The organism is Thalassovita taeanensis (assembly GCF_900110775.1).
Lineage (GTDB): Bacteria > Pseudomonadota > Alphaproteobacteria > Rhodobacterales > Rhodobacteraceae > Litorimicrobium > Litorimicrobium taeanense.
The window spans coordinates 87,275-113,467 of record NZ_FOEP01000009.1; the positions used below are offsets into that span (position 1 = coordinate 87,275).

The following is a 26,193-nucleotide window of genomic DNA, read 5'->3' on the forward strand; positions in this document are numbered from 1 at the left end:
AATCCAGACGAGGCAGGCCATGAAGCTTTTGCAGATCACAGACATTCATCTTACGACCCCCGGTCAGACCATCGGCGGGCGCGACCCAAATGCGAACTTTGACGCCGCGTTGACCCATGCCCTGACAAACCACCCCGACGCCGAGGCGCTGTTCATCACCGGCGATCTGTCCGACTGGGGCGACGCCGAAGACTATGCGCGCCTGCGCAGCCGCCTGAAGACGATCCCGATTCCGGTGCATCTGTGTATCGGAAATCATGATGATCGCCCCACCATGCTGGCGGAATTTCCTGAACTGGCCGACGAAAACGGGTTTGTTCAGCAGCTCGTCCCCCTCAGCACCGGACATGCCATTACGCTTGACACCTGGGGCCCCGAAACCCACGCCGGCCATTTCTGCGAGGCCAGAGCCGAGTGGCTCGACCGTCAGCTTGCCGATGTGGACGGCCCCATTTGGCTGTTCATGCACCACAATCCCGTTCCGCTGGGCATCGAGCCCATCGACCAGATCATGCAGCTGGACGCCGCGCGTCTGGCTCATACCATTCGCCCGCATGCGGCCAAGATCCGCCACATCTTTCACGGGCATTGCCATTTGCCACTGTCCGGCTCGTTCTGCGGCATCCCGCTTTCGGCACCGCGCGGCACGAACCATGCAAGCTGGCCCGACTTTGGTGCGGTGAACGAACTCTCTGCTGCGGACCTGACCGAAAGCTACGCCGTCATGCTGTCCCATGGTGAAGACGTGATCGTTCATATGATCGAATACGGCTATACCGGCAAGGTCCGCCGCGAGGGGACCCCGGCGTATGCATCCTGGGATCGCCTGACCATGATCCGCTAGCACGGAAGCGCAGGCTATTCACGACACCTCAACAAAACCCGGCGCGAAGGCTCTCCCCCTTCGCGCCACGGGTGCGGTCCGCGATCGTCCGCTCTGCCCGGCCTTATGACCAAATGCGATGCCGGACACGCAGGATCAGCCGCTTTTAACGCGCGGACAGCGCGTGGGCGCCATGCAACGGACCTGAGGCCCGCCGCATCCCAACCCACAAAATCGCTGTGCCCTAAATATCTCTGCCAAACTCTGCAAATTTCGCTGACCGGCTACAGTGGCTATGGCGGGCATCCCTGCGCCAAAATACTGTCTTTGTATTTTTACAATTATCGTTTAAAAAACCCGAAAGAATACTTCAGGAAAGCCGAAGAAGCGATGCCCCTGCCTCCCAATGTCTATGACGCCGAACCCATTCCCGCCGCCGCCCGCGCCGAGATTGACCGGCTGCTGCACTCTGGCGACCTCTTCCGCTACACCGCGCCGGAAAACGCGCCGGTGTCGTTGCTCGAACGCGAGTTCGCCGACATGCTGGGCGCCAAGTACGCCCTCGCCGTCTCCTCCTGCTCTGCCGCGCTGTTCCTGTCGCTCAAGGCGCTTGGCCTGCCGCGCGACGCCCGCGTTCTGATCCCCGCCTTCACCTTCGCCGCCGTGCCCTCCTCGATTGTGCACGCCGACTGCATCCCGGTCCTGTGTGAAGTGGCCGAGAATTACCGCATCAATATCGAAGACTTCGAAGCCAAACTCGACGACAACATCAGCGCCGTCATCATCAGCCACATGCGTGGCCACACCTCTGACATGGATGCGATCATGGCGCTGTGCGACGCTCGCAACATCCCCGTGATCGAAGACGCGGCCCACTCGCTCGGCACCACTTGGCATGGCCGCAACATTGGCACCATCGGCAAGATCGGCTGCTTTTCCTTCCAAAGCTACAAGCTCCTGAACGCGGGCGAGGGCGGCATTCTGATCACCGACGACGCCGACATTCTGGCCCAGGCCGTGATCATGTCCGGCGCCTACGAGCATAACTGGAAAAAGCACATGGCCCGCACCGACGAAGACGCGCAGGCCCTGCACGCCGCCTTTGCCCGCTGGCAAAATCAGCTACCGCTCTACAATCTGCGCCTTGGTAACCTTTCGGCCGCCATCATCCGTCCGCAGCTTGGCGAAATGCCCCGCCGCATCACCGACGGTCGCCGCAATCACAACCACGTCGCCGCCCAACTCAACCTCTCGCCGTGGATCGACGTGCCGGAGAAACTCGAGCCCGAACAGCGCGCCCCGGACTCGATTCAGTTCAACCTCACTGGAATGAACGAGGACGAAACTCGCGCCTTCGCCGATGCCGCCGCCGCCCGTGGCATCAAGGTTCAGATATTCGGCCTGAGTACCGACAACGCCCGCGCCTTCTGGAATTGGCAGTTCCTCGGCAACACCCCCGACCTGCCGCAAACCCGTGCCATGCTGATGCGCGCCTGCGACACCCGCCTGCCTGCCCGCCTGAAACTGCCAGAGCTGGATCTGATCGCCGATGCGCTGGTCAAAGCCGCGCAGGACGTGATGGGCAACCTGCGCGCCTACGGCACCTGAGCGCTAAAGAATGCGCAGCGTGTCCGCCGTAAACGGATGCGCTGCCAGCGCCGGGCGCACAATTACCTCTTGCAGCACCGGCTTCAGCCGCTCGGCCACCTGTGCGGGCATATCCTGCAACACCCCCTTGCGCGCAATCAGCGAAATTGTCCGCGACAACGGCTGAAACGGCAGTTCGAATACATCCAGCTCGGCCGCGAACCGCCGGGCACGCATCAGCGCCAGCGGGGTCAGAATGGTCCACCCCGCCCCCTGAGCCACCAACGCCAGAATCGCGTGGTAACTGTCCAACTCGAACCGATGCGCCATCGTCAGATTTTGCCGCGCCAGATGCGACGCCACCTGCCGCCCCATATAATGCCGCGTCGTATATTGCACCAAAGGCAGCTTTTTCAGCTGCCGCAATATATCACTGTTCGGATCAATCTTGCCTTTGGGCGCCGCCACCACAAAGCCCTCGGACAACAGCGGATGCACTTCCATCCACTCCGCCTCGGCCCCCATTTCGGCAGCCACGACCACATCCAACGCGCGCGCATCCAACAAATCATGCAGGTAATGACTGGCCCCGGTTTCCAACAAAAACTGACAGCCCTTCAGATCCGCCGCCAACTCCGTCAGCAGGCGCGGCGTCACGTCGGCCTCAAGATCCTCGATCATGCCCAACCGGAACCGCGTCAGCGATGACATATCCGCCATCGCCAGTTCGGCCCGCGCCAGCGTGGCTTCGTTCAGGATTGTGCCCGCACGACGGCGAAAAATCTCGCCCGCCGGGGTCAGAACCACCGGCCGGGCATTGCGGTGCAACAGGGTGACCCCTACCGCGCCTTCCAGATTGGTCAGTTGCTGGCTGACAGCCGAAGGGCTTGCCCCCAGCCTGCGCGCGGCGGCCGAGATGCTCCCCTCTTCCGCCGTCGCCACAAAAACCTCGACGCCCCAGAGGGTTATCCGTCCGGGGCTATCCACCATTGCGCCGTTACTTGCTCATTTTTGACAGTTTCGCCTGCAAATCAGCCAGCTGCTTTTTTATCGCATCCAGCCCTGCATCTTCGGCGCTTTTTTCACTGTCATCCTCGGGGGCCGGCCCACTCCACGACTTGGTCAAGCCTCCGGTCATTGCCTTCATGAACGCTTCTTGTTGCGCCTGCATCGCGTCGAAACCCGGCATCTTGGCCATCGGGTTCACAATGCCCATGTTTTCCATCATTTTGGACTGGCCATCGCGCAGCATGTCAAAAGACATTTGCAGAAATTGCGGCACGACAGATCCGGCCTGATTGGAATAGGTGCGCACAAGGTCTGTCAGCACGTTCACCGGCAACACATTGTCGCCCCGGCTTTCATGGTCAGCAATGATTTGCAGCAGGTATTGCCGTGTCAGATCGTCACCGGATTTGAGATCCACAATCTGAACCTCGCGCCCGTCGCGAATAAAACCGGCAATGTCTTCCAGCGTCACGTAATCGCTGGTTTCCGTATTATACAGCCGACGGCTTGCATAGCGTTTGATCAGTAGCGGCTTCTTGTCCTCGGCCACGGGCAATCCTCCCATAATGCAGCGCTGTTGAAAGAGCTTATGTTACCGCAGAATAAAAAGAAAGGGCGGGCTTTGAAAGCCCGCCCTACGCAACACATCTGTCTGGGAGGAGATTGATGTGGCGAATTCTTCGCTTACTTAACAGCCACTTTTTTGGCTGCTTCAGTCGCGTCCTTGGTTGCCTTCTGAACGACAGCCGAGGCTTCCTCGGAGATGTCCTTGCCAGCCGCCATCAGCAGCTCGACAGTGTCCATCTGAACTTTTTTGGCAACTTCAGCGAAAGCGGCCATGTTTTCGGCGGCAACTTCAGCAGTGGCGGATGCAAAATCGGTCATGGCCTTGGCGTAATCGGCCGGCTCGGTCTTGGCTTTGCTCATCTCGGTCAGCTTGGCCAGAGTTTCCTTGGTCCATTTGCTGGAGATTTCCGAGGACTTCTCAGCAGCGCCAAGCGCAACGCTGGTCAGTTTCTCGCCCAAGGCTGTCTGCGTCTTGAACGCGTCTTCCATTGCTTTGGTGTCGACCGGAAAAGAACCCATCATGTCTTTCATGATAGATGTAAAATCTTGTGTATTTGCCATTTCTTACAAATCCTTTGTCTGCATCCCCGAGCCCACCCCGGTTTCTGTGCCTACAATGAATTATGCACGCTGCGCCGCAGCATTTCAAGTTTTTTCATGCTGCGGCGCAGAATTATTTATTCTCTAAGTTTCTCAGAGACTTGCAACAGAGCTAACATAGGTCCCCGGCGCCGCGCACAACGGTGGGTGGTGCGAATCGCCCGGTTCCCTAGCGGCAACTTTCTTGCCGGACCGCTTCACCAACCACGCCCCCCAGCGTGGCCACCACGACCCCGCGTGATGCTTCGCCTGCGCCTTCCAGGCAGCGGCATCAAGCGTCAGATCCGTGTTGGTATAGTGCCCGTACTTCTGTTTCGTTGGTGGGTTTATCACCCCCGCAACATGGCCGGATTCCGACAGGATGAAGGTCTTGTTCTTCGACCCGAATTGCTGCGCCCCACGGTAACTGTCCGTCCACGCCGCGATATGGTCGGTCTCGCAGGCGATGAAGCACACCGGGACATCGACATCGCTGATATGCAGCCGATCGTTCAACAGCTCGATCCCGGCATCGGCAAACTGGTTCTTCTGGCACAGCAAGCGCAGATACTGCACCGCCATTTTGGCCGGCAGGTTGGTGCCATCCCCATTCCAGTACAGCAGATCAAAGGCGGGCGGCGCCTCGCCCATCATATAGCTCTTGATCGCCGGGCCATAGATAAGGTCGTTCGAGCGCAGAAACGAAAAGGTGCGCGCCATGATGAACGACCGCAGAACCCCGTTCTCTTCGACCTCTTTTTCGATCCCGTCGATGAAATCATCCTGCAGGAAGGGCGTGAACTCTCCCTGCTCGCTGAAATCGGTCAGCGTGGTGAAAAACGTGGCGGATTTGACCGAGGTGTCGCCGCGGTGCTTGAGCAGCGCCAAGACCATGCTCAGCGTCGTCCCCGCAATGCAGTATCCGACCGCATTGACCTGCGCCTGCCCGGTGATCGCCTTGACCTCGCGGATCGCCGCCAAGTACCCATCCTCGATATAGTCTTCCAGCCCGACATCGCGATAGCTGGCATCGGGGTTGACCCAGCTGACCACAAACAGAGTGAACCCCTGGTCCGTGATCCACTTGATCAGACTGTTCTGCGCCTTCAGGTCCATGATGTAGAATTTGTTGATCCACGGCGGAAAGATGATCAGCGGGGTCGCGTGGACCTCGTCGGTTGTCGGCGCGTATTGGATCAGCTCCAGCATCCGGTTGCGATAAACCACCTGCCCGGGCGTCGCGGCAATGTTCTCGCCCAGCCGGAACGCGTTGCTGTCGGCCAGCCGCACCAGCATTTCGCCATTGTTGGCCTCAACATCCGCCACAAGGTTTTCCAACCCGCGCACCAGTGATTCGCCATCGGTCTTCAGCGCCATTTCCAACGCATCAGGGTTGGTGCCCAGAAAATTCGTTGGCGCCAGCATATCGACAATCTGCTTCGAGAAGTATTCCAACTGGCGCTTTTCCTTGGGCGCCATGTCGCCCAGCTCGGCCACGGATTTCTCGATCGCCTCGGCGTTCAACAGATACTGCTGCTTGATATAGTTGAAATAGGGATTGGTGCGCCACAATGGGTTGGCAAACCGGCGGTCATCGGGCGTGGTGTCGGCGGGGGCCTGCAATTTGCCCTGCGCCAGAACCTGCTGCGCTTCAATGAAATGTTTGACGGATTTGCCCCAAAACTCCAGCTGCGTCTCGAATATCCGCGCCGGGTTGTGCACCATCTCGTTCCAATAGGACGAAGCCGCCTTGGCAAACATTTCCTGATCGGGGCCATTCAGCGTCGGGTTGGGCGCGTTTTTGCGCCCCGACATTGCGGCAATCAGGCGTTGCGAGAGCTCTTCGACCCGCGCAAGATTGGCATTCAGGCGTTCCATACTTTCGCCCACCACGTCCTCTTTGGTTGTCATATTTATTATTCCCCCCTTTTCTTGCTGCCATGCAGCATTATTATCTGCTATCGTGGCGCTGCAGGTACAAATTGACCACGCGGAATCTTTGCACCGAGCCGCCCGAACACAAGGAGACGCTCATGCGTAACATGGCCACCTACGACTTTATGGAAACATTCCGTAATACGAACCAATGGTTGGGTGCCTCCGCCCTCTCCCTGGCATCCTATCCGCTTTTCAGCATGGTGCCAAACCCTGCTTTGCAATGGATGGCTGCATGGGGCGAAGTGACCGAGCGCACATTTCAGCGCATGGTGGTCAAGCCTGACTGGGGCATCCGCACAGTCACCTGCGAGGATGGCAGAGATCATCTGGTCAACGTCGAAACCGTCGTCGATGGCGCCTTCGGCGACCTGATCCATTTCAATGTCAGCGGCCGTAAGAAAATGCCCCGCAAGGTGCTGCTCGTCGCGCCGATGTCGGGCCATTATGCTACGCTGCTACGTTCCACAGTTGTCAGCCTACTGCCCGATTGTGAACTCTATGTTACAGATTGGCATAACGCGCGTGACATTGCGGTGTCTGAGGGCAAGTTCGATATCGAAGATTACACGCTGTATCTTGTCGATTTCATGCGTCACCTTGGCCCCGACACCCATGTGATCGCCGTGTGCCAACCGGCGCCGCTGACACTGGCCGCCACCGCCTATCTCGCGCAGGAAGACCCCAAGGCTCAACCGCGCAGCCTGACCCTGATCGGTGGCCCGATCGACCCAGACGCCACCCCGACCGACGTGACCGATTTCGGCAACCGCGTCACCATGGGGCAGCTCGAAAAAACCATGATCCAGCGCGTCGGCTTCAAATACAAAGGCGTCGGACGTCAGGTTTATCCCGGCCTGCTTCAGCTGGCCTCGTTCATCTCGATGAACGCTGACCGCCACAGCCAGGCCTTTACCGATCAGATCGGTCGCGTCGCCAAAGGCGAAGCGTCGGATCACGATGCCCACAACCGATTCTATGATGAATACCTGTCGGTGATGGATATGACGGCTGAATTTTATCTGACGACCGTCGACCGGATCTTCAAGAAATGCGAGATCGCCAAGAACGAGTTCACCATCAAAGGTAAACACGTTGATATCGGCAAGATCACAACCGTCGCGGTGAAGACCGTCGAAGGCGCCAATGACGATATCTCGGCCCCCGGTCAGTGTATCGCGGCCTTGAATTTGTGCACCGGCCTGCCCGACAGCAAAAAAGCCAGCCATGTCGAGCCAGGCGCGGGTCATTACGGTATCTTCGCGGGCAAAAGCTGGCGTAACAACATCCGGCCGCTGGTGCTGGATTTCATCCACGCCAACAGTGGCAAGGCAAACGCCACGCCTGCGAACAAGAACGCCGCTGCCTGACCTGTTCAGCGCAGCGGAGGGGAACGGCGCGGTGCCCACCACCGCGCCGTTTTTTTATGCGCTATTCTATTTCAGCTTGTCTCGGATCGCGCGCCACAAGGGCACCACATCCAGCGCGGCCACCGCCACCCCCAGCGGCAGCATCCAGAACCCGATCACCGGCAGAAACCCGAACACCCCGCCCAGCATCAGCAACAGCCCGACCACCAGCCGGAGCCCCGGAGGAATGTGCCTGCGGCTCCAGATCTGCGCACGGGCCAACTGCCGCTTCAGCTTTTCGCGTTCTGACAGCCCCTTGCTCATCCGCGCTGCACCACCGGCTGCGCCATCCACGCCCGCAACGCCGCATTCACCGCCTCGGGCTGCTCCAGCACCGGCAGGTGCCCCGCGTCCGGAATGATCTGCAACTCGGCATAGGGGATCAGCTCGGCCATGAAGGTATGGCGTTTCACCGGGGTCAGCCCATCCAGCTCGCCGCACAGAACCAGCGCCGGGCATTTGCACTTACGCAGCGTCGCCTGCTGATCGCGCCGCCGCTGCAAAGCACGCGCCTGCCGCACGAACACCTCAGGCCCCAGCCCGCGCGCCATCTCGGCAATACAGTTCTGCGCCGCGATCCGCGCAGGCCCCGGCGCCAGATATTCCGGCCGGATCATCTGCCGCATGACCTCATCCAGCCGCCCGGCCCGCGCACCACTGATCAGCGGCTCATATCCCGCAGCACTCTGCGGTGTTTCCGCCAACGGGTTGGTATCCATCAGCGCGATCCGGGTGATTCTCTCGGGCGCGCGCCGCAACAGCTCCATCGCGACGATCCCGCCCATCGACAGCCCCGCCAGCGCGAATTTCGCGGGCAATTGCGTCAGCAGTTCCAAGGCGATGTCCTCGATCCGCTCGCCCTGCGTGATCGGGGCGACCATCACTGCGGTATCGCGGGTCAGATCCGCCAGCTGCGGCGCATACAGCCGCGCGTCGCACATCATCCCGGGTAAAAGAACCAAAGGCTCCTGCATCGCGCCTGCTCCTGTCGCGCCCTGAAATCCGGGCCTTTGCGTCACACTCCGCCCCGCGCCGGATCAAGTCAACGCCCTATTCGGCGTAACCGCTCCAGCGGAATGCGCCCTCGGGGGACAGCGGCGAAAACGGGTTGTGCGCCACCTCCCAGACATGGCCGTCAAGATCCGCGAAATAGGCGATATGCCCACCCCAAAATACGTCATGCGGCTCTTTCAGAACCCGCGCACCGGCGGCGCGGGCCTGCTCGACCACCTCGGAAACCTCGGCCTTGGTGCGCACATTGTTTGCCAATGTGGCCCCCCCGGTGCCCAGCTCAGATGGCTCCAGCCCCATATCACGCGCCAGATCCGCGCGCGGATACAGCGCCAGCGCCTGCCCGATCAGATCGAACACCACGATCCCTTCCTGAGCCTCAACCCGGCCCCACCCCAGCGCCTCGTAAAACGCCGCCGCGCGGTCCATATCCTCGACCCCAAGCGTGATCAGACTAACGCGTTGTTCCATTATAATCCCCTTTGCCATACCGAAATCGCCGCCACCGCCGCCGCAGTGTTGCCCGGCGACATGATCGCCCCGGCAATCACGTGCGCCAACGGATCGTCCCCCGCGCCCAGCTCTGGCTGCGCCACACTGACCGGCCCGCCCCAGCGCGCCATCACGGCCCGCGTCTGCGCGGGCTGCACAACCTGATCCGCATCCGAGAAATAGAACAACGCGGGCACCGTCACCGCGCCATAGTCAGCCCCCGCCGCATACCCCGCCAGCGCCGCCATCGGAAACACCGCCACCGAAGGGTATTCCGTCGTCCAATGCGCCGCCTGCGCCGCGCTGCGCGGCGCGAACGCCCGGCGGTGCCCCATGATCATCGGCAACCAATGGCGCGCGGCCGGGAACGTCAGCAACGGCGCCACCGCATGGTTCACTCCGAAGTTGGGCGAGATCAGCGCCATCCCCACCACGTCCTGCATCAAATCCGGCTGGGTCGCCGCCACTGCCGCCAGCGTCGCCCCGGTCGAGGTGCCGATGATCAGCACCCGTTCCCCCACCGCGCGCGCCACCGCCAGCGCTTCAGAGGTGTCGCGCATCCACGCCGCAACCGATCCCTCCGCCATCGCGTCGGCACCGCTGCGCCCATGCCCGGCGAACCGGGCGTAGACCAGATTGGCCCCCAGCGCCTGCGCCACCCTGTCCGGCACCGGGCGGATCTCCTCGGCGCTGGCTGAAAACCCATGCAGATAGACCACCGCCAGCGGCGTTTTCACCCCCTCGGCCACGGCCCAGACAACCCGCTTGGCCGCCCCGGCCCGCAGATCCGCAACCCCGGCCTCGGCCCGCACAAGATAGCCCGCAGGATCATTGCCCAGCGCCGCCGCATCGAAACGCGGTGACAGGTCCACCGGCTCGTAAGGCCCAAACAGCCACAGCCCGGCCACCGAAACCACCAACGCGCCGAAAATCCACCGCACGACCCGCATCATACCGCCCCGATCTGCGACAGCACCTCTTCAAGTGTCGTCTCGATCAGCGCCAAACAGGCGTCATCCGAAAACCGGTGATCCGCGCCCTTCACCAGCGTCAGCCGCATGTCCGGCCCCTGCGCATGATCCAGCAGCCGCAGCGCCACCGACATATCCACGTCCTCGTCCGCCGTGCCCTGCAAGCACCGCACCGGAAACGGCAAAACCAACGGATCGCGCAACACCAGCTGAGTGCGCCCTTCCTCGATCAGCCGCCGGGTGATCACATAGGGATCGCCATATTCCGACGGCAGCGCCACCTGCCCGTCCTCCAGCAGCGCCTTGCGCTGGCCTTCATCGAACGCGGCCCACATGCTGTCCTCGGTAAAATCCGGCGCGGCGGCGATGGTCACCAACCCGGCCACCTTGCCCACCAGCCGCTTGCACATCAGCAGTGACATCCACCCCCCCATCGACGAGCCGACCAAGACCTGCGGCCCCTCGGTCAGCGCGCCAATGGCCGCCGCCGCATCCTCGGCCCAATCGCCAATCGCGCCATCCTCGAACGCGCCCGAGCTTTCACCATGCCCGGAATAATCAAACCGCAGGAACGCCCGCCCGGTCCGGCGCGCCCAATCATCAAGGAACACCGCTTTGGTGCCGCCCATGTCGGATTTGAACCCGCCAAGAAACACCACACCCGGCCCCGTGCCCTGCCCCGTGCCCGCCACACGGTGAAAGGCGATCCGCCGCCCCTGCGGCGTCTCCAGATACTCCGGCATGCTCATCCTGCTCTCTCCCTGATTTGTGTTCACACCGATCTTGCCCCAAGCCCGTCGCGCGCGAAAGCCCCCAAGCTGCCGCGCCCTGCGCTTGACTTGACCTGCGGAGCGGACCAAAAAGGGCCCGAATCATAAACCCGCAACCGGGCGTTCCGTGGGCGCCAAACTGACGAGGAGGCCACAAATGGCACAAGTCACCCTCACTTTCCCCGATGGCAATGCACGCAGCTTCGAGGCTGGCGTTACCGCTGCCGCCGTGGCCGCAGACATCTCCACTTCTCTGGCGAAAAAAGCCATCAGCGCCACCCTCGACGGGGCGCATTGGGATCTGCAATGGCCGATCACGTCGGATGCCTCGATCGCCATCAACACCATGGCCGATGACGCCGCAGCCCTGGAGCTGATCCGCCACGATCTGGCCCACATCATGGCCCGCGCCGTGCAGGACATCTGGCCCGACGTCAAAGTCACCATCGGCCCGGTGCGCGACTATGGCTGGTTCTACGACTTCGACCGCGAAGAACCCTTCACCCCCGAAGACCTCGGCCGGATCGAGGCGCGGATGAAAGAGATCATCAACGCCCGCGAGCCGGTGAAAACCGAAGTCTGGGACCGCGCCCGCGCCATTGAGCATTACCGCGACACCGGCGAGCCCTATAAGCTCGAACTGATCGACCGCATCCCCGAGGATCAAGACCTGCGGATGTACTGGCACGGCGACTGGCAGGATCTGTGCCGTGGCCCGCACCTGCAATCCACCGGTCAGGTGCCTGCGGACGCGTTCAAACTGATGCACGTCGCCGGCGCTTATTGGCTTGGCGACAGCTCCCGCCCGATGCTGCAACGCATCTACGGCGTCGCCTTCAAGAACCGCAATGACCTCAAGGCCCACCTCAACATGCTTGAGGAAGCCGCCAAACGCGACCACCGCAAGCTGGGCCGCGAGATGGACCTGTTCCACATGCAGGAAGAGGCCCCCGGTCAGATCTTCTGGCACCCCAACGGTTGGCGCATCTACACCACCCTTCAGGACTATATGCGCCGCCAGCAAAACAACGGCGGCTATGTCGAGGTCAACACCCCCCAGGTCGTTGATCGCCGCCTGTGGGAAGCCTCGGGCCACTGGGAGAAATACCAGGAACACATGTTCATCGTCGAAGTGGACGAAGAACACGCCCGCGAGAAAACCGTCAACGCGCTGAAACCGATGAACTGCCCCTGCCACGTGCAGATCTTCAATCAGGGCCTGAAATCCTATCGCGACCTGCCGTTGCGCATGGCCGAATTCGGCTCGTGCAACCGCTACGAGCCCTCGGGCGCGCTGCATGGCATCATGCGGGTGCGCGGCTTCACACAGGACGATGGCCACATCTTCTGCCGCGAGGATCAGATCGAAAGCGAAACCGCCGTCTACATCGACTTCCTCAGCAAGATCTACAAAGACCTCGGGTTCGAAAACTTCCGCGTCAAATTCTCCGACCGCCCCGACACGCGCGCCGGCTCGGACGAGGTTTGGGACAAAGCCGAAGCGGCACTTCTGACCGCCACCCGCGCCGCCGGGATCGAACCCGAACTCAACCCGGGCGAAGGCGCCTTCTATGGCCCGAAACTTGAATTCGTGCTGACCGATGCCATCGGGCGTGACTGGCAATGCGGCACCCATCAGGTGGATTTCGTCCTGCCCGAACGGCTGGATGCGAACTACATCGGGGCAGACGGCGCGAAACACCGCCCCGTGATGCTGCACCGCGCCACCCTTGGCAGCTTCGAACGCTTCATCGGCATCCTGATCGAAAGCCACGCCGGCAAGCTGCCGTTCTGGCTGGCGCCGCGTCAGGTCGTCGTCGCCTCGATCGTCTCGGACGCCGATGACTACTGTCATCAGGTCGTCGCCGCCCTGCGCGCCAAAGGCATCCACGCCGAGGCCGACCTGCGCAACGAGAAAATCAACTACAAGGTGCGCGAGCACTCTGTCGGCAAAGTCCCGGTCATTCTGGCCTGCGGCCTGCGCGAGGTGGAAGAAAACACCGTTACCGTGCGCCGCCTTGGCGAAAAGCAAACCAAAACCGCCACTCTGGACGAGATCGTGACACAACTGGCGCACGAGGCGACACCGCCCGACCTTCTGTAACAAACGACAGAAAATTTCACGGCCCGCGACGGAAACCCCGCCGCGGGCCGTAATATTGTGGGTGGATTCGCCCAAATCACTCACAGCATCTGACGCGTCCGTGACACACAGCCTCGTGAGTGGCCCGTGACAGCGCCCTGCCTCTACCTTTTCCCTGTCGCCACATGGTGACCTGAGTTTCACATCGAAAAGGGAAGAATTACATGTCCAATACCATCAAAACCCTCGCCGTCGCCGGTGCCGTTGCCGCCGCTCTCGCCGCTCACACAACCGCCGCTCAGGCCGCCGGGCAGGAAAAATGCTATGGCGTTTCGCTGGCCGGCGAGAACGACTGCGCCGCCGGCCCCGGCACGACCTGCGCCGGGACCTCCAAAGTCGACTATCAGGGCAATGCCTTCAAACTGGTTGACGCTGGCACCTGCATGACTATGGAGCTGCCCGCCGGCAAGGATGGCATGATGCGCCACGGCTCGATGGAAGCGCTCGACCGCGACCTGCCAATGGAGGGCTAAGGCCCACTGCATTGGGCGGGGGGTTACCTCCCGCCCTTTTCTATTCCTTGTCGGAGCATTCACATGATCCCCCTGCCCTGCGCGCCCGGTGTCGGCTACAAGCCACAACACTACAGCGACATCCTGGCCAATCCCGTGCCGGTCGAATGGCTGGAAATCCACGCCGAGAATTACATGGGCGCGGGTGGCCGCCCGCTGGCGCAGCTGCGCCACCTGTCTGAACGCTTCGCCATTTCCGTGCACGGTGTCGGCCTGTCCATCGGCGGCGAAGCCCCGCTCGACACCGATCACCTGTCCCGCCTGCGCCATCTGTGCGACTGGATCGCCCCCGCCAGCTTTTCCGAGCATCTCGCCTGGTCCAGCCACGACAGTGCCTTTCTCAATGACCTGCTGCCATTGCCCTATACCGCCGCCACCCTGACCCGGATCTGCGACCATATTGATCAGGTTCAGACCACGCTGAACCGTCAGATGCTGCTGGAAAACCCTTCCAGCTATCTCGCCTTCGCCGCCTCGACCTATGACGAACCCGACTTCCTGACCGAAGTGGCCCGCCGCACCGGCTGCGGACTGCTGCTTGACGTCAACAACGTCTTCGTCTCGGCCACCAACCTCGGATATGATCCGCGCGACTATATCGACGCCTTCGCGCTGGCACAGGTTGGCGAAATCCATCTTGGCGGCCATGACGAGGATGAAGACGACCACGGCGCGCCGCTTTTGATCGACAGCCACGGCGCTGCCATCGTCGATCCGGTCTGGGCGCTGCTCGACTATACCCTTGCCCGCTCTGGCCCGCGCCCCACCTTGATCGAATGGGACACCGACGTGCCCGATTGGCCCACCCTCGCCGCCGAGGCCACCCGCGCCGCATTCGCTCTGGCCTACGCGCGGGATGTGCCCGCGATGTGCCTGCCCGGTGCGGCCGAATGACAGCCCCCCTCGCGTCCCCCCTCGCAGGTGCAGCCGCCCCGGCGCCCACGCCTTCCGCGCCCGCCGATGCCAAAACCGCATATGCATCGAATGTGCATGTGGTGTGCATGCCGCGTGCATCGCAGGATTTGCCCCAATGACCTCTCAATCCATCTTCCGCGCGGCCCTTCTCGACGCCTCGGTTGCGGTGCCTGCGGGCCTGACCGATGGCGCTGGTCGCCCCGCCCCAAAGCGCTTCGCCGTGTACCGAAACAACGTTGCAGTCTCTTTGACCGAAGCGTTGGAGGCCGGTTTTCCCGCCATCGCCCGCCTGCTGGGCGCCGATAATTTCAGCATAATTTCAGGGACTTATCTGCGCGCGCACCCACCAACCTCGCCGCTGATGATGCTTTATGGCGCCGATTTCCCTACCTTCCTTGCCGGGGTCGAACCGCTGGCACATCTGGGCTATCTGCCCGATGTTGCGCGACTGGAATACGCGCTGCGCGGCGCCTACCACGCCGCCGACGCCACGCCCATCGACCCTGCCACACTGCCCAACCAGACCCACCTCCCCCTCGCCCCCGCCACCCAACTCGTCCGTTCCGACTGGCCCATTTTTTCCATCCGCGCCCGCGCCCTTTCAGACGATGCCCCACAGCCGCCTGTGCGGCCCGAAACCGTCCTGATCACCCGCCCGGGATTTGACCCGCAGGCACAGATAATCTCGCCCGCCACTGCCGATTTCATTACCGCCCTGCTGGCGAATACGGCGCTGGACAGCGCGATCGACATCGCCCTGCGGACCGACGCAGATTTCGACCTGACCGCCGCGCTGACCATGCTTCTGGCGCAAAATGCAATCATATCACTGACAACCGAGGTCCCCACATGACCCGTCTCATCACATCCTACGATGCCGTCACCGATCGGCTTGGACGCTCGGACTGGCTCCTGTCCAGCTTGGCCCGCTTTGCCTTTGCCGCTGTTTTACTTGGGTATTTCTGGTCCTCAGCCAGCACCAAATTGGGCGATGGCCTGCTAGGGCTTTTTCGCCCCTCGGTCGGCGCATATGGGCAAATCTTCCCCCGCGCGTTCGAGGCCGCGTCTTACGACACCGATCAATTGTCGCTGTTCCACTGGGCCGTGGCCCTCGCGGGCACATGGGCCGAGTTCCTGCTGCCTGCCCTGATCGTGCTGGGTCTGCTGACCCGCCTCGCAGCGCTTGGCATGATCGGCTTTGTCACCGTGCAATCGCTAACCGACCTGTTCGGTCATGGTGGCATCGCCCATGTCCAAACGCTGGGCCGCTGGTTTGACCGGGTGCCGGACGGGCTGATCCTGGATCAGCGCGCCCTGTGGATGATCCTGCTGATCATTCTGGTGCTCAAAGGCGCCGGGCCGCTGTCGCTGGACCGCCTGCTTAGAAATGTGCTTTCGGCTCGTCCGGTTGCCCAGCCGCAATAGCCAGCAATCCGCCCAGGCCACAGAACCCGATCGGGAACATGGTGAACACGTTGAACCCGAAGGCGAAAAACATCCCCGCCGCCGAAAGCAGCATCAGCCCGCCGCCCCAAAGCGCCCGCACGCGTGCCATCGCCCCGCCGGCAATCGCCAGCAGCGGCGCCAGAAAACTGGCCCCCCGGATCAGATCAACATTGCGCACCTGTTGGGCCAAGCCCTCGATCTCGCCATAGCGGTCAATCACCTCAGTATAGCCGTAGCTGAAAAAACCGACGATCATTCCGATGATCCCGCCGATCACCCCCAGCATCAAAGCCGCATTGCGCATTATTTACCCTCCGTTTGGACCTATTTAGGCGGTCGGGCCGGTGCTGCCAAGGCGCCCCTGCATATCCTTGCTCCAACCCAGATACAGCCGCCCCTTCGCATCCTCAATCAATGGCCGCTTCATCAGCGCGGGGTACTCGGCAAGCAGCTCTGCCATTGGCCGCGCACGCGCGGCCGCGTCCAATCCGCGCCATGTGGTTGATCGCGTATTAAGCAAGTCGTCGCCGAATTCCGCCATCGCCCGCGCTCGCAAATCATCAGGCATCGGTGTGCTGCGAATGTCGATAAGCACCGCTCCTTCTAATAATTTCAGCGCCTTGCGGCAGGTATCGCAGTTTTTTAGCCCATAAATATTCATTGCGTGCCTCGTCCATTTGCATCCGCCTCTTTAACGGGCAGGCCCCGGGAAATCACCTTTGTTTTGCTTGATTTTTACAAAACCCATGCAATCATCTTTGCTATTACCCGGGCCTTCATCCCCTCCGAACTCCTTAACCAGACGCCGGAGCATGACAGCCCCGCGTGACATGGCCCCCGCATTTCCCGGGGGGAAGAACGGTAAAAAAGGAGACACGGACATGCCCACCGGCACCGTGAAATGGTTCAATACAACAAAAGGTTACGGGTTCATTGCACCCGATACCGGCGGCAAGGATGTGTTTGTGCATATTTCCGCTGTAGAGCGCTCGGGGCTGACCGGGCTGGCCGACAATCAGAAAGTTGGTTACGACCTTCAGGAAGGGCGCGACGGGCGTGAAATGGCGTCTGATCTCAAACTTTTGTGACAGCACCGGGGGCCGCTGCGCCCCTTCCCCCTGATACAGAAGAAAATGGTGACGGGGCATAACCTGTACCCGTCACCAAAAGATGTTACTGCATGTAGCAGCCCTTTTGCCCCACCGGGCACACCATCCGCGAGGCTTTGGCCCGACGGTATGCACTGCGCTTGCGCGACACCGGATGCGCCATGATCGCCTGATAGCTGATCAACTGATTGGGCGTGCCGCAGGAGATGACACCATCAATCTGGACAGGCTGCAACCCTGCCGGGCAGTAGTTGACGTTGCTGGCATAGGGATAGATCTTGGCATCCATCGCCACCGCGGGTGCTGCGGGTAACAGCGTCATCAGACAAAGCATTGAGAACTTGTGAAAATTTTTCATGGGGACCCCCTGGAACATGCTGGACTGTAAGTAAATTTTTTGGATATCCGCAGGGTAAATTACGGCAGCCGCGAGTCAAAGGATAATGTTCGAAAATGCTGAGTTTCTAATTTCCCCGAGATGATGCGCCAGAATTATTGCCAGATGCACGGGATCGGCATTCAGGCACCTCAGACAAGGCCGCTGCCGCCGATAACACAGGCCGCGCGACCGTTGGCGAGAACAACACTCAATCGACCACACGCCGGAGATATTCATGCAAAACGCAGCGGGGGTCGGCGTCGCGCAAAGGCGATGTGCCGATACGGCGCCAGTCGGCTTCTGGCACATCGGGAAAGAAGGTGTCAGCCCCTTCGACCTTGATGTCGACCTCGGTAATCAAAAGCCGATCCGCCTTGGGAAGCAGCTCTTTGTATATCCCGAACCCGCCCATACCATAGATGCGGCGATATCCCTGCGCATATGCAAAGTCGATCGCGGATTGGACATCGCGCAACGTGGCCTCGGCACTGCTGTTTTGTGATGATACCACAATATTCAAACGCCCTTTCAAGGGCTTGAACGGCAGGCTTTCCCAAGTATGCCGCCCCATGATGACGGCGCCGCCCAATGTCTCTCGTTGGAAAAAAGCCAAGTCTTCCGGGGCTTTCCAGGGGATCGTGTTGTCTTTTCCAATCGCGCCATCCAACGCGCGTGCGACGATCAGGGAAATCATGATCAAACCGCCACAGGTGCAGGGATGGCCGGGTCCGGGTCGTATCCCAGCACCTCGAAGTCATCATAGGTGAAGTCGAAAATCGACCGGACATCCCGCTTGAAACGCAACGTCGGCAGTGGCTTGGGCGTCCGTGCAAGTTGCTTTTGCACCTGCTCCATGTGGTTGGAATAGATGTGCGCGTCGCCAATGGTGTGGACAAAATCGCCGGGTTCATAGCCGGTTACATGCGCCAGCATCAAAAGCAGCAGCGCATAGGAGGCGATATTGAACGGCACCCCCAAGAACATATCCGCCGAGCGCTGATAGAGCTGCAAATGCAACTTTCCGTTCAAAACCCTGACCTGCCACAGCGTATGGCACGGCGGCAACGCCATGTCAGGCACATCACCGGGGTTCCACGCTGACACAATCAACCGGCGGCTGTCGGGGTTGGTGCGAATATTCTCGATCAGTTCGGCAATTTGATCCACGCTACGCGCCAGAAAGAGCGGCTTATCGCCAAGCCGTTGGTCAGTGGCCTTGAGGGCCGGAAATCGCCGCCACTGATGCCCATAGACCGGGCCGAGATCGCCATTTTCATCGGCCCACTCATCCCAGATCGAAACTCCGTTTTCCTTCAAATAGCGAATATTCGTGTCGCCGGACAAAAACCACAGCAGCTCGTGCAGGATCGACCGAAGGTGCAGCTTTTTGGTTGTAACCAAGGGAAAACCGTCTGCCATGCGGTATCGAGTTTGCATGCCGAAGCACGCAATCGTGCCCGTCCCGGTCCTGTCGCTAGAGCGCTCTCCATCCTCAAGAATTGTCTTAAGTGCCTGGTGATATTGCTGCACTTCGCCCTCCGCCGAACCATTTCCGTTTGTCCGCTAGACTTAAACCGGTTGTGGCACAACGCCAAGGCGTGTTCTGGCGGCCGCAGGTGAATTCCGGGGAACCTGCCTCGACCCTCCTCCACATTTCCACCAATGGGCCTATGCATGCGGGTCAGCCGGACGCCGATCCGCCGCGGTATTGAGACGAAGAAACGGCAAGAACTGGCCTGTGTGGAAAAAATCACGCCTCTGAACGCCATCCTTCGCGCATGGGGTGTGTATCGTGGACAAGCCCAGATATTTCCCTTATCGATAAGTCAATATATTCAACATTCACGGGCATTTTCAGCATGGGCGCATTCAGAACATCCGACCAAGCCCGCAGAAGAGCCGGAACCGTCGGGCTTACGCTCTGCGCGCTGATTCCAAGCGCGGCGGTGCCGCAGTCTTTGCCGCAGTTCGGATTGTATGGCACCCCGAGCCTGATCGACATGCCGACGGCAGAAATGGCCCCTGATGCGACCCTGTCCACAACGCTGTCACACTTTGCCGGAACGACGCGCACGACGCTGACTTTCCAGCTTCTGCCGCGTCTGACAGGCAGCTTTCGCTACTCTGCGATTCAGGACCTAGCGGTACCTGGGTACACCAAAAGCAGCTACTACGACCGCAGCTTCGACCTCCGGTATCAGATCCTGACCGAGACGGGCAACAGACCCGCTGTGGCGATCGGCCTGCAAGACTTCATCGGCACGGGGCTGTATGGCGGCGAGTATATCGTAGCCAGCAAAGCGATCCTGCCCAAGTTGCGGCTGACCGGCGGCCTGGGCTGGGGACGGCTGGGCAGCTATGGCTCGTTCGGGTCCACCGGGACGCGCCCGACCGAGCTGATCGGTCAAGGCGGCGTTCCGACCTATGACCGCTGGTTTCGGGGCGATGTTGCCGCCTTTGGTGGCCTGACCTGGACCCCAACCAAGCAACTGGCAGTGAAGCTGGAATATTCTTCGGACGCTTATACCGAAGAGGTCGCAAGCGGTATTATTGATCGCAAATCGCCGTGGAACTTCGGCATTGATTATACGCTGCGCAACGGCACACAACTGTCGCTGTATTCGCTCTATGGTTCGGAGGTCGGGGCGCAGATCACATTCCATACCAACCCCAAAATCGCTAGCGTTCCCGGCGGGAATGAGAGTGCGCCGCTGCCAGTGGCCCGGCGCAGCGCCGCGGATCTTCGCGATCTGGGGTGGCAAACCGATGATATTGCCGTGCAGAACCTGCACACCCGGATGAAAGACGCGCTGAAGGGCGAAGACCTGATTTATGAAGGCATGACCCTGACCGCAACCACGGCCACGCTTCGCCTGCGCAACCGGCGGTATGGCGAAGAGCCGCAGGCGCTTGGGCGTGCGGCGCGAGCGATGACCCGTATCCTGCCGGGATCGATCGAGACCTTCACCATTGTGCCGATTGTCAACGGTATGGCCATGTCCGCAGTAAGCTTTAGCCGCAGCGATCTGGAAAACCTTGAAAATTCTGCCGCATCAGAGCTGCTGGCCCGGACTGAGGTGCGCGACGCCTACGGCCTAGCCCCCAAGGCCGAACAAGGGCTTTATCCGGCGCTGAACTGGTCGTTCAGCCCCTATCTGGCGCTCAGCGTGTTTGACCCCGACAATCCCGTGCGCGCCGATTTCGGCATGCGCCTTCAGGCCGACTATAATCTGGCGCCGAACTGGGTTCTGTCCGGTGCAATTGCCAAGAAGCTGACCGGCAACCTCGACAGTGTGATCCGCCCGATCCCATCGTCGCTGCCGCGTGTTCGGACGGACTATGCCCAATACAGCAAAGAGGGCGACCCCGCGATCGAGCACCTTACGCTCAGCGCATTCGGTCGACCGGGGCAGAACCTGTATAGCCGCCTGACCGTGGGCTATCTGGAAAGCATGTACGCCGGTGTCTCTGGCGAGATCCTTTGGAAGCCAGTCGATAGCCGCCTAGCTTTGGGCGCCGAGCTGAACTATGTCAAACAGCGTGATTTCGATCAGCAGTTTGGTCTGCGCGATTACGACACATTCACCGGGCATGTCTCGGCCTACTACGATATGGGTTATGGCTTCCACGGCCAGTTGGATGTGGGCCGCTATCTTGCAGGGGACGTCGGTGCCACCATGACGCTGGACCGCGAATTCTCCAACGGGTGGCGCGTCGGGGCCTATGCGACGTTTACCAACGTTGAATTCGATGATTTTGGCGAAGGTTCCTTTGACAAGGGCATCCGCGTCACCATCCCGATCGGGTGGGCCATTGGATCAGCGTCACGCAAGTCAAATACAGTTAATATCCAGTCTCTTACACGAGATGGCGGTGCGCGGGTGAACGTGCGGGACCGCTTGTACGAGCGGGTGCGCGACTATCACAGCCCAGAGTTGGCAAAAGAATGGGGACGCGTGTGGCGATGAAACTGACCTCTTTGCTCAAGCTGCCGATCTGCGTCGTCGCGATGGGTCTTGTGCTGGCTGGGTGCGGAAACGACACTGGCAGTGCGGACATGAAAAAGGTTTTTCTGTCGACGCTGCCTGATTTCTCGGGGAAAAACAAAAAGGCGCCGCCCAGCGTTCAGACCAATGTCGGAACTGTGCTCAAGTCCACCCCCAAGCCGCTGGCTCTGGTTGAACTGGGAGAGCACAAAAGTGCCGCCTTTGTCGTTGAGATTGAGCGGAATGGCCCTTACCGGACTTTTGCAACCGCCCAACGTCAGTCGATCGTGATGCGGCAGGGTGTTGTGACTGCGACGCGGGGGTTGGGGAACGATCTGATGTCCTCGTCCGTATCCGGGTCGCTGAACCTGATCACGCAGCGCCGGGCCGGGGCGGCCCAGCGGGTCATGCGGTATCTGGATGGCGAGAACATCACCCGCGAACTGGTCTTTGATTGCAAGGTCAGCGTCGGGGGCTCTGAAGGCTACAGTGCCGGGGAAATCCACGCGCAGACACGGATCGTCACCGAAGCCTGCACCTCTCCTGTCCGGTCGTTCACCAACCGGTATCTTGTCAGCAATGCAGGTATGGTTCTGAGTTCGACACAGTGGCTCAGCCCGATTGGCGGCTCCGCTCAGATCAGCATACTGCGCAACTAACACGCTGTTTATATTGAGAAAGTTAAACGCGCCCTCCATATCTTGGGGGGCGCTTTCCGTTTCCAGAACAGTCTCCGGCGACCGCTTGTCTTCGCCGTGAAGGCGCAACAGAAAAGGCGCGACCAAAATGATCGCGCCTTCCGAATTCGTCGCTAAGATCCCGTAACGGGGAAGGTCTTAGGAATCGCCGCTTGCTGCAATAGCGATGACGGCAACGGCTGCAACGCCGAGGCCGAGGCCTGCGCCACCGGTCAGCAGACCCTGTGTCGAAACGAAGGGATCGTCCGAAACTTTGGTGTCAGCAACGGCAGGAACAGCGGATGCAAGTGCCAGAACGGCGGCTGCGGCGAGCGAAAACTTTTTCATAATGTCTCTCCAGGTTCTAGAATCAAATGACTCGGGGCGTTCCGCGTCTGTTTTCTTCTCGCATATGCGCCGATGAATTAAAACCGCAACCAAAGCCCGACCCGCGGAAATGCTCAATTTTCCGCCGAAATGTCCGCAAACTGCTCCAAAAAAGCAACATATGCGCGGATTCTCGGCTTATTATTGATCAGTTCACAGCTTGCGAACAGCCTTAGGTGTTGAATAAAAAGTGCATTACATCGCCATCTTTGACGATATAAGTTTTCCCTTCAGAGCGCATCTTGCCCGCCTCTTTCGCCCCGGCTTCGCCGCCGAATGCCACGAAATCGTCAAAGGCGATGGTTTCGGCCCGGATGAAACCGCGCTCGAAATCGCCGTGAATGACGCCTGCGGCCTGCGGGGCCGAGGTGCCTTGACGAATGGTCCAGGCGCGGGCCTCTTTCGGGCCGACGGTGAAGTAGGTTTCCAAATGCAGCAGCTCGTATCCGGCGCGGATCAGCCGGTCCAGACCGGCCTCGTCCAGCCCCATTTCGGTCAGGAACATCTCGGCCTCGTCGGCGTCGAGCTGCGAAATTTCTTCCTCGATCTGGGCGGAAATGATCACGTGGGAGTTGCCCTGCGCGGCGGCCATTTCGGCCACTTTTGCTGAATGCGCATTACCGCCTGCGGCCTCAGCCTCGCCAACGTTACAGACATATAGCACCGGCTTTGTCGTCAGAAGTTGCAGCATTTTCCATGCCTTAACGTCATCCTCATCGACCTTGACGACGCGCGCGGGCTGGCCTTGTTCCAGCACGGCCAGGGCCTCGCGCAGCAGGCGGTCCTGCTGCTGAGCCTCTTTGTCGTTGCCCTTGATCTTGCGCTGAAGACCCTGAAGCCGCTTTTCGATGCTTTCGATGTCAGCCAGCATCAGCTCGGTTTCAATGGTGTCGGCATCCTCGACCGGGTCAACGCGGCCTTCGACATGGGTCACGTCGCCATCGTCAAAGCAGCGCAGCACGTGCGCGATGGCATCGCATTCGCGGATATTGGCAAGGAACTGGTTGCCCAGACCTTCGCCCTTGGACGCGCCTTTGACCAGACCCGCGATATCGACAAACGTCATCCGGGTGGGGATGATCTGTTTCGAGCCTGCGATGGCCGCCAGCTTATCCAGCCGGGCATCGGGCACAGCCACCTCGCCCACGTTGGGTTCGATCGTACAGAAGGGAAAGTTGGCGGCCTGTGCGGCGGCGGTTTTGGTCAGCGCGTTGAACAGCGTGGACTTGCCCACGTTCGGCAGCCCGACAATACCCATTTTAAAGCCCATCACCGGCCTCCTTTATCCATCGCGCTGCTCTTAATGCGGGGGGCGGCGCATAGCAAGGGCGGCGGCGTTAACCCTGCTGCCAAAGGCGCAAAGCAGGGTATGAAATATGTGCACCCCCTGTGCACCGGGCGTGCACCGGACAAATGCCACGACGCGGCGCGGCAAACGTTTCCCCGGCGCGCGGCAGGGCAACAGTTTTGAAGGGTTTTGCGGCGTGGGCCGACGGAAAGCGCAAGCAACGATACCGGTGAGGATTGAGTTCCCCGGCCTTTTGCGGCACATCAGGATGACTGACAATAAAGGACGACCCGATGACTCGTATCGACGCCAAATTTGCCGCCCTGAACGCTGAGGGCCGGAAAGCCTTTGTGGCCTATGTGATGGCGGGCGACCCGGATTATGCGACTTCGCTGGACGTTCTGAAGGGATTGCCGGGCGCGGGCGTGGATATCATCGAAATGGGCCTGCCGTTCACCGACCCGATGGCGGATGGTCCGACCATTCAGCTGGCCGGACAGCGGGCGCTTGAGGCTGGGCAAACCCTGCAAAAGACGCTGGATATGGCGACAGAGTTTCGCAAGACCGACAACATCACGCCGATCGTGATGATGGGATATTACAACCCGATCTATAATCGCGGCGTCGAGAAGTTTCTGGTCGATGCCAAGGCCGCGGGAATTGACGGCTTGATCGTCGTTGACCTGCCCCCCGAAGAAGATGAAGAGCTGTGCATCCCCGCGCAGAAGGCGGGGTTGAACTTTATCCGACTGGCGACACCGACAACCGATGACAAGCGCCTGCCGAAGGTGCTGCAGAACACCAGCGGCTTTGTCTACTATGTCTCGATCACCGGGATCACCGGGTCGGCTGCGGCCGAGGCGGGCGATGTGGCACCGGAAGTGGCGCGGATCAAGGCCAAGACCGATCTGCCGGTGATTGTGGGCTTCGGCATCCGCACGCCCGACGCCGCGCAAAGCATCGCCAGCGTCGCGGATGGCTGCGTGGTCGGCTCGGCCATTGTCGACGAGATTGCCGCAGGCAAGCCCGTGGCCGAGGTCCTGGCCTTTGTCAAAGGTCTGGCCGACGGGGCACATCGGACCTAAGATGCCCAAAGCTTCAAACACCGCGTCCCCCCCCCAAAAAAAAACGACCCGCATGTGAGTATTTGGATCAGAAAGAAACCAAGGGAAGCTTCTTTCTGACCCATCCACTCTGGGGGAGGCGCCCGGAACGGGCGGCGGGGGCAACGCCCCCACACTGCCCGAAGGGCTGATCCTGCGCGCCGCAGGCGCACCGATGGATCAGCCCGGTTTAGCCCCGATCACCCAAGCGTCACATCCAGGACCATCATCAGGATCAGACCGAAGATCAGGCCCGCCGTGGCGCGGTTCTGGTGGCCGTTGCGGTGGGTTTCGGGCAGGATCTCGTGGCTGATGATATAGAGCATGGCGCCGGCGGCGAAGGTCAGGCCCCATGGCAGAGCGACCTCGGAAATTGCGACGGTCGCGGCGCCGAGCAGGCCGCCGATCGGCTCAACCAGCCCGGTCAGCATGGCCACGAAGAAGGATTTCCAGCGGCCATAGCCCTGCCCGGCCAGAGCGGCCGCAACCGCCAGCCCTTCGGGGATGTCCTGAAGCGAGATCCCGGTCATGACCGACAGGCCGTTGGATTGATCACCGCCGCCGAAGGCCACGCCGATGGACAGGCCCTCAGGGAAGTTGTGGATGGTGATGGCCAGCACGAACAACCAGATCCGCGCCATGTGGACATTGGCGGCACCGCCTTCGGGGCCGGTCTGGAAATGCTCGTGCGGAACACGCGCGTTGAGGAAGGCGACAAAACCCGCGCCCAGGGCGATCCCTGCCCCGGCGATCAGCGCCGCGATGACCAGAGAGCCATAGATGGTTTCGGCCACGGCAATCCCAGGCAGGATCAGCGAGAAGTAGGAGGCCGAGAGCATCACCCCGGCGGCAAAGCCAAGCATGGTGTCGGTGGTGCGTTGGCTGGCCTGTTTGCCGATCAGCACTGGAATGGCGCCGACTGTGGTGGCCAGGGCCGCGATCATGCCACCGAGGAAGCCCATCATCACCGGGCTCATGTCGACAAAGCTCATGCGGCACCTGCCTTTGTTACGATGGGGGTATTCTGAAAACGGGTCATATCTACGGCCTCGGGTTGCGCCCGGAGTTGGGGCATTTGGATCTGTATAGGCCAGCA

Annotated in this window: 29 protein-coding genes; 12 read left to right on the forward strand and 17 right to left on the reverse strand. The window is 60.7% G+C overall.

From position 1 onward, the window contains the following. The first annotated feature begins 19 nt into the window (after nucleotides 1-19). Nucleotides 20-844, forward strand: coding sequence for a phosphodiesterase (locus tag BSF79_RS13000; protein WP_090270256.1), 825 nt, complete (start codon nucleotides 20-22; stop codon nucleotides 842-844). 369 nt (nucleotides 845-1,213) lie between these two features. Further along, the gene (locus tag BSF79_RS13005; RefSeq protein ID WP_090270308.1) at nucleotides 1,214-2,431 is read left to right on the forward strand and encodes a DegT/DnrJ/EryC1/StrS family aminotransferase; all 1,218 of its coding nucleotides are present in this window, start codon (nucleotides 1,214-1,216) and stop codon (nucleotides 2,429-2,431) included. Between the two features lie 3 nt (nucleotides 2,432-2,434). Here BSF79_RS13005 and BSF79_RS13010 read toward each other — a convergent pair whose 3' ends face one another. The 4 genes from BSF79_RS13010 to phaC all read right to left on the reverse strand — a co-directional run bounded on the left by BSF79_RS13010 (nucleotide 2,435) and on the right by phaC (nucleotide 6,475). Next, on the reverse strand, nucleotides 2,435-3,400 hold the full coding sequence (locus BSF79_RS13010) for a LysR family transcriptional regulator (protein ID WP_090270257.1): 966 nt from the start codon (nucleotides 3,398-3,400) through the stop codon (nucleotides 2,435-2,437). A 7-nt stretch (nucleotides 3,401-3,407) separates the two neighbouring features. Beyond that, the gene (phaR, locus tag BSF79_RS13015; protein WP_090270309.1) at nucleotides 3,408-3,968 is read right to left on the reverse strand and encodes a polyhydroxyalkanoate synthesis repressor PhaR; all 561 of its coding nucleotides are present in this window, start codon (nucleotides 3,966-3,968) and stop codon (nucleotides 3,408-3,410) included. A gap of 134 nt (nucleotides 3,969-4,102) precedes the next feature. Further along, on the reverse strand, nucleotides 4,103-4,546 hold the full coding sequence (locus tag BSF79_RS13020; RefSeq protein WP_090270258.1) for a phasin family protein: 444 nt from the start codon (nucleotides 4,544-4,546) through the stop codon (nucleotides 4,103-4,105). Between the two features lie 132 nt (nucleotides 4,547-4,678). Beyond that, a complete protein-coding gene (gene phaC, locus BSF79_RS13025; RefSeq protein ID WP_090270259.1) occupies nucleotides 4,679-6,475 on the reverse strand; it encodes a class I poly(R)-hydroxyalkanoic acid synthase in 1,797 nt (598 codons plus the stop codon). A 122-nt stretch (nucleotides 6,476-6,597) separates the two neighbouring features. Here phaC and phaZ point away from each other — a divergent pair, with 122 nt between their 5' ends. Next, nucleotides 6,598-7,869 (forward strand): polyhydroxyalkanoate depolymerase, encoded by a 1,272-nt coding sequence (phaZ, locus tag BSF79_RS13030; RefSeq protein ID WP_090270310.1) that lies wholly within the window; start codon nucleotides 6,598-6,600, stop codon nucleotides 7,867-7,869. Nucleotides 7,870-7,935: 66 nt separating this feature from the next. Here phaZ and BSF79_RS13035 read toward each other — a convergent pair whose 3' ends face one another. The 5 genes from BSF79_RS13035 to BSF79_RS13055 form a co-directional block, all read right to left on the reverse strand. Then, nucleotides 7,936-8,172: a hypothetical protein gene (locus BSF79_RS13035; protein ID WP_090270260.1), complete on the reverse strand. Its 237-nt coding sequence runs from the start codon at nucleotides 8,170-8,172 to the stop codon at nucleotides 7,936-7,938. Then, on the reverse strand, nucleotides 8,169-8,882 hold the full coding sequence (locus BSF79_RS13040; protein WP_090270261.1) for an alpha/beta fold hydrolase: 714 nt from the start codon (nucleotides 8,880-8,882) through the stop codon (nucleotides 8,169-8,171). The genes BSF79_RS13035 and BSF79_RS13040 overlap by 4 nt, the downstream gene beginning before the upstream one ends. A 76-nt stretch (nucleotides 8,883-8,958) precedes the next feature. Continuing rightward, nucleotides 8,959-9,390 (reverse strand): VOC family protein, encoded by a 432-nt coding sequence (locus tag BSF79_RS13045; RefSeq protein ID WP_090270262.1) that lies wholly within the window; start codon nucleotides 9,388-9,390, stop codon nucleotides 8,959-8,961. After that, entirely contained in the window at nucleotides 9,390-10,364 is a 975-nt protein-coding gene (locus BSF79_RS13050) for an alpha/beta hydrolase (protein WP_245776404.1), read from the reverse strand. The genes BSF79_RS13045 and BSF79_RS13050 overlap by 1 nt, the downstream gene beginning before the upstream one ends. After that, nucleotides 10,361-11,131: an alpha/beta hydrolase gene (locus tag BSF79_RS13055; protein WP_245776405.1), complete on the reverse strand. Its 771-nt coding sequence runs from the start codon at nucleotides 11,129-11,131 to the stop codon at nucleotides 10,361-10,363. The genes BSF79_RS13050 and BSF79_RS13055 overlap by 4 nt, the downstream gene beginning before the upstream one ends. A 178-nt stretch (nucleotides 11,132-11,309) precedes the next feature. Between BSF79_RS13055 and thrS the strand changes: the two genes are divergently transcribed. From thrS to BSF79_RS13080, 5 genes are all read left to right on the forward strand, one after another. Further along, nucleotides 11,310-13,256: a threonine--tRNA ligase gene (thrS, locus tag BSF79_RS13060; protein WP_090270263.1), complete on the forward strand. Its 1,947-nt coding sequence runs from the start codon at nucleotides 11,310-11,312 to the stop codon at nucleotides 13,254-13,256. 203 nt (nucleotides 13,257-13,459) lie between these two features. Continuing rightward, nucleotides 13,460-13,768: a BufA1 family periplasmic bufferin-type metallophore gene (locus tag BSF79_RS13065; RefSeq protein WP_090270264.1), complete on the forward strand. Its 309-nt coding sequence runs from the start codon at nucleotides 13,460-13,462 to the stop codon at nucleotides 13,766-13,768. Between the two features lie 63 nt (nucleotides 13,769-13,831). Next, the gene (bufB, locus tag BSF79_RS13070; protein WP_090270265.1) at nucleotides 13,832-14,701 is read left to right on the forward strand and encodes an MNIO family bufferin maturase; all 870 of its coding nucleotides are present in this window, start codon (nucleotides 13,832-13,834) and stop codon (nucleotides 14,699-14,701) included. A gap of 136 nt (nucleotides 14,702-14,837) precedes the next feature. After that, a complete protein-coding gene (locus tag BSF79_RS13075) occupies nucleotides 14,838-15,575 on the forward strand; it encodes an HvfC/BufC N-terminal domain-containing protein (RefSeq protein ID WP_090270266.1) in 738 nt (245 codons plus the stop codon). After that, nucleotides 15,572-16,147, forward strand: coding sequence for a DoxX family protein (locus BSF79_RS13080; RefSeq protein WP_090270267.1), 576 nt, complete (start codon nucleotides 15,572-15,574; stop codon nucleotides 16,145-16,147). The genes BSF79_RS13075 and BSF79_RS13080 overlap by 4 nt, the downstream gene beginning before the upstream one ends. Here BSF79_RS13080 and BSF79_RS13085 read toward each other — a convergent pair. Next, the gene (locus BSF79_RS13085; protein ID WP_090270268.1) at nucleotides 16,104-16,472 is read right to left on the reverse strand and encodes a hypothetical protein; all 369 of its coding nucleotides are present in this window, start codon (nucleotides 16,470-16,472) and stop codon (nucleotides 16,104-16,106) included. The two genes, BSF79_RS13080 and BSF79_RS13085, sit on opposite strands and share 44 nt — an antisense overlap. A 24-nt stretch (nucleotides 16,473-16,496) precedes the next feature. Then, complete coding sequence (locus BSF79_RS13090; protein ID WP_090270269.1) at nucleotides 16,497-16,829, reverse strand: arsenate reductase family protein; 333 nt, start codon at nucleotides 16,827-16,829, stop codon at nucleotides 16,497-16,499. A gap of 220 nt (nucleotides 16,830-17,049) precedes the next feature. Here BSF79_RS13090 and BSF79_RS13095 point away from each other — a divergent pair, with 220 nt between their 5' ends. Continuing rightward, nucleotides 17,050-17,256 (forward strand): cold-shock protein, encoded by a 207-nt coding sequence (locus BSF79_RS13095; protein ID WP_090270270.1) that lies wholly within the window; start codon nucleotides 17,050-17,052, stop codon nucleotides 17,254-17,256. An 85-nt stretch (nucleotides 17,257-17,341) separates the two neighbouring features. On the opposite strand, the gene BSF79_RS13100 is transcribed toward BSF79_RS13095, so the two are convergent. The 3 genes from BSF79_RS13100 to BSF79_RS13110 form a co-directional block, all read right to left on the reverse strand. Next, nucleotides 17,342-17,599 carry a hypothetical protein gene (locus BSF79_RS13100; RefSeq protein WP_245776406.1) on the reverse strand — a complete coding sequence of 86 codons (258 nt, stop codon included), beginning with the start codon at nucleotides 17,597-17,599 and terminating at the stop codon, nucleotides 17,342-17,344. 265 nt (nucleotides 17,600-17,864) lie between these two features. Next, entirely contained in the window at nucleotides 17,865-18,350 is a 486-nt protein-coding gene (locus BSF79_RS13105) for a dihydrofolate reductase (protein ID WP_090270271.1), read from the reverse strand. Nucleotides 18,351-18,352: 2 nt separating this feature from the next. Beyond that, the gene (locus BSF79_RS13110; RefSeq protein ID WP_090270272.1) at nucleotides 18,353-19,186 is read right to left on the reverse strand and encodes a thymidylate synthase; all 834 of its coding nucleotides are present in this window, start codon (nucleotides 19,184-19,186) and stop codon (nucleotides 18,353-18,355) included. A 329-nt stretch (nucleotides 19,187-19,515) separates the two neighbouring features. On the opposite strand from BSF79_RS13110, the gene BSF79_RS13115 reads away from it, so the two are divergent. Beyond that, nucleotides 19,516-21,624, forward strand: a complete 2,109-nt coding sequence (locus tag BSF79_RS13115; protein ID WP_090270273.1) for a YjbH domain-containing protein — start codon at nucleotides 19,516-19,518, stop codon at nucleotides 21,622-21,624. After that, nucleotides 21,621-22,301, forward strand: a complete 681-nt coding sequence (locus BSF79_RS13120; RefSeq protein ID WP_217650073.1) for a YjbF family lipoprotein — start codon at nucleotides 21,621-21,623, stop codon at nucleotides 22,299-22,301. Before BSF79_RS13115 ends, BSF79_RS13120 begins: the two co-directional genes overlap by 4 nt. Nucleotides 22,302-22,478: 177 nt before the next feature. Here BSF79_RS13120 and BSF79_RS13125 read toward each other — a convergent pair whose 3' ends face one another. Both BSF79_RS13125 and ychF read right to left on the reverse strand, forming a co-directional pair. Next, on the reverse strand, nucleotides 22,479-22,667 hold the full coding sequence (locus tag BSF79_RS13125) for a hypothetical protein (RefSeq protein WP_090270275.1): 189 nt from the start codon (nucleotides 22,665-22,667) through the stop codon (nucleotides 22,479-22,481). A gap of 211 nt (nucleotides 22,668-22,878) precedes the next feature. Then, nucleotides 22,879-23,976 carry a redox-regulated ATPase YchF gene (gene ychF / locus BSF79_RS13130; RefSeq protein ID WP_090270276.1) on the reverse strand — a complete coding sequence of 366 codons (1,098 nt, stop codon included), beginning with the start codon at nucleotides 23,974-23,976 and terminating at the stop codon, nucleotides 22,879-22,881. A gap of 311 nt (nucleotides 23,977-24,287) precedes the next feature. Between ychF and trpA the strand changes: the two genes are divergently transcribed. Then, nucleotides 24,288-25,079 carry a tryptophan synthase subunit alpha gene (gene trpA / locus BSF79_RS13135; protein WP_090270277.1) on the forward strand — a complete coding sequence of 264 codons (792 nt, stop codon included), beginning with the start codon at nucleotides 24,288-24,290 and terminating at the stop codon, nucleotides 25,077-25,079. Between the two features lie 218 nt (nucleotides 25,080-25,297). On the opposite strand, the gene BSF79_RS13140 is transcribed toward trpA, so the two are convergent. Then, complete coding sequence (locus BSF79_RS13140; protein ID WP_245776407.1) at nucleotides 25,298-26,089, reverse strand: ZIP family metal transporter; 792 nt, start codon at nucleotides 26,087-26,089, stop codon at nucleotides 25,298-25,300. Between the last annotated feature and the right edge of the window lie 104 nt (nucleotides 26,090-26,193).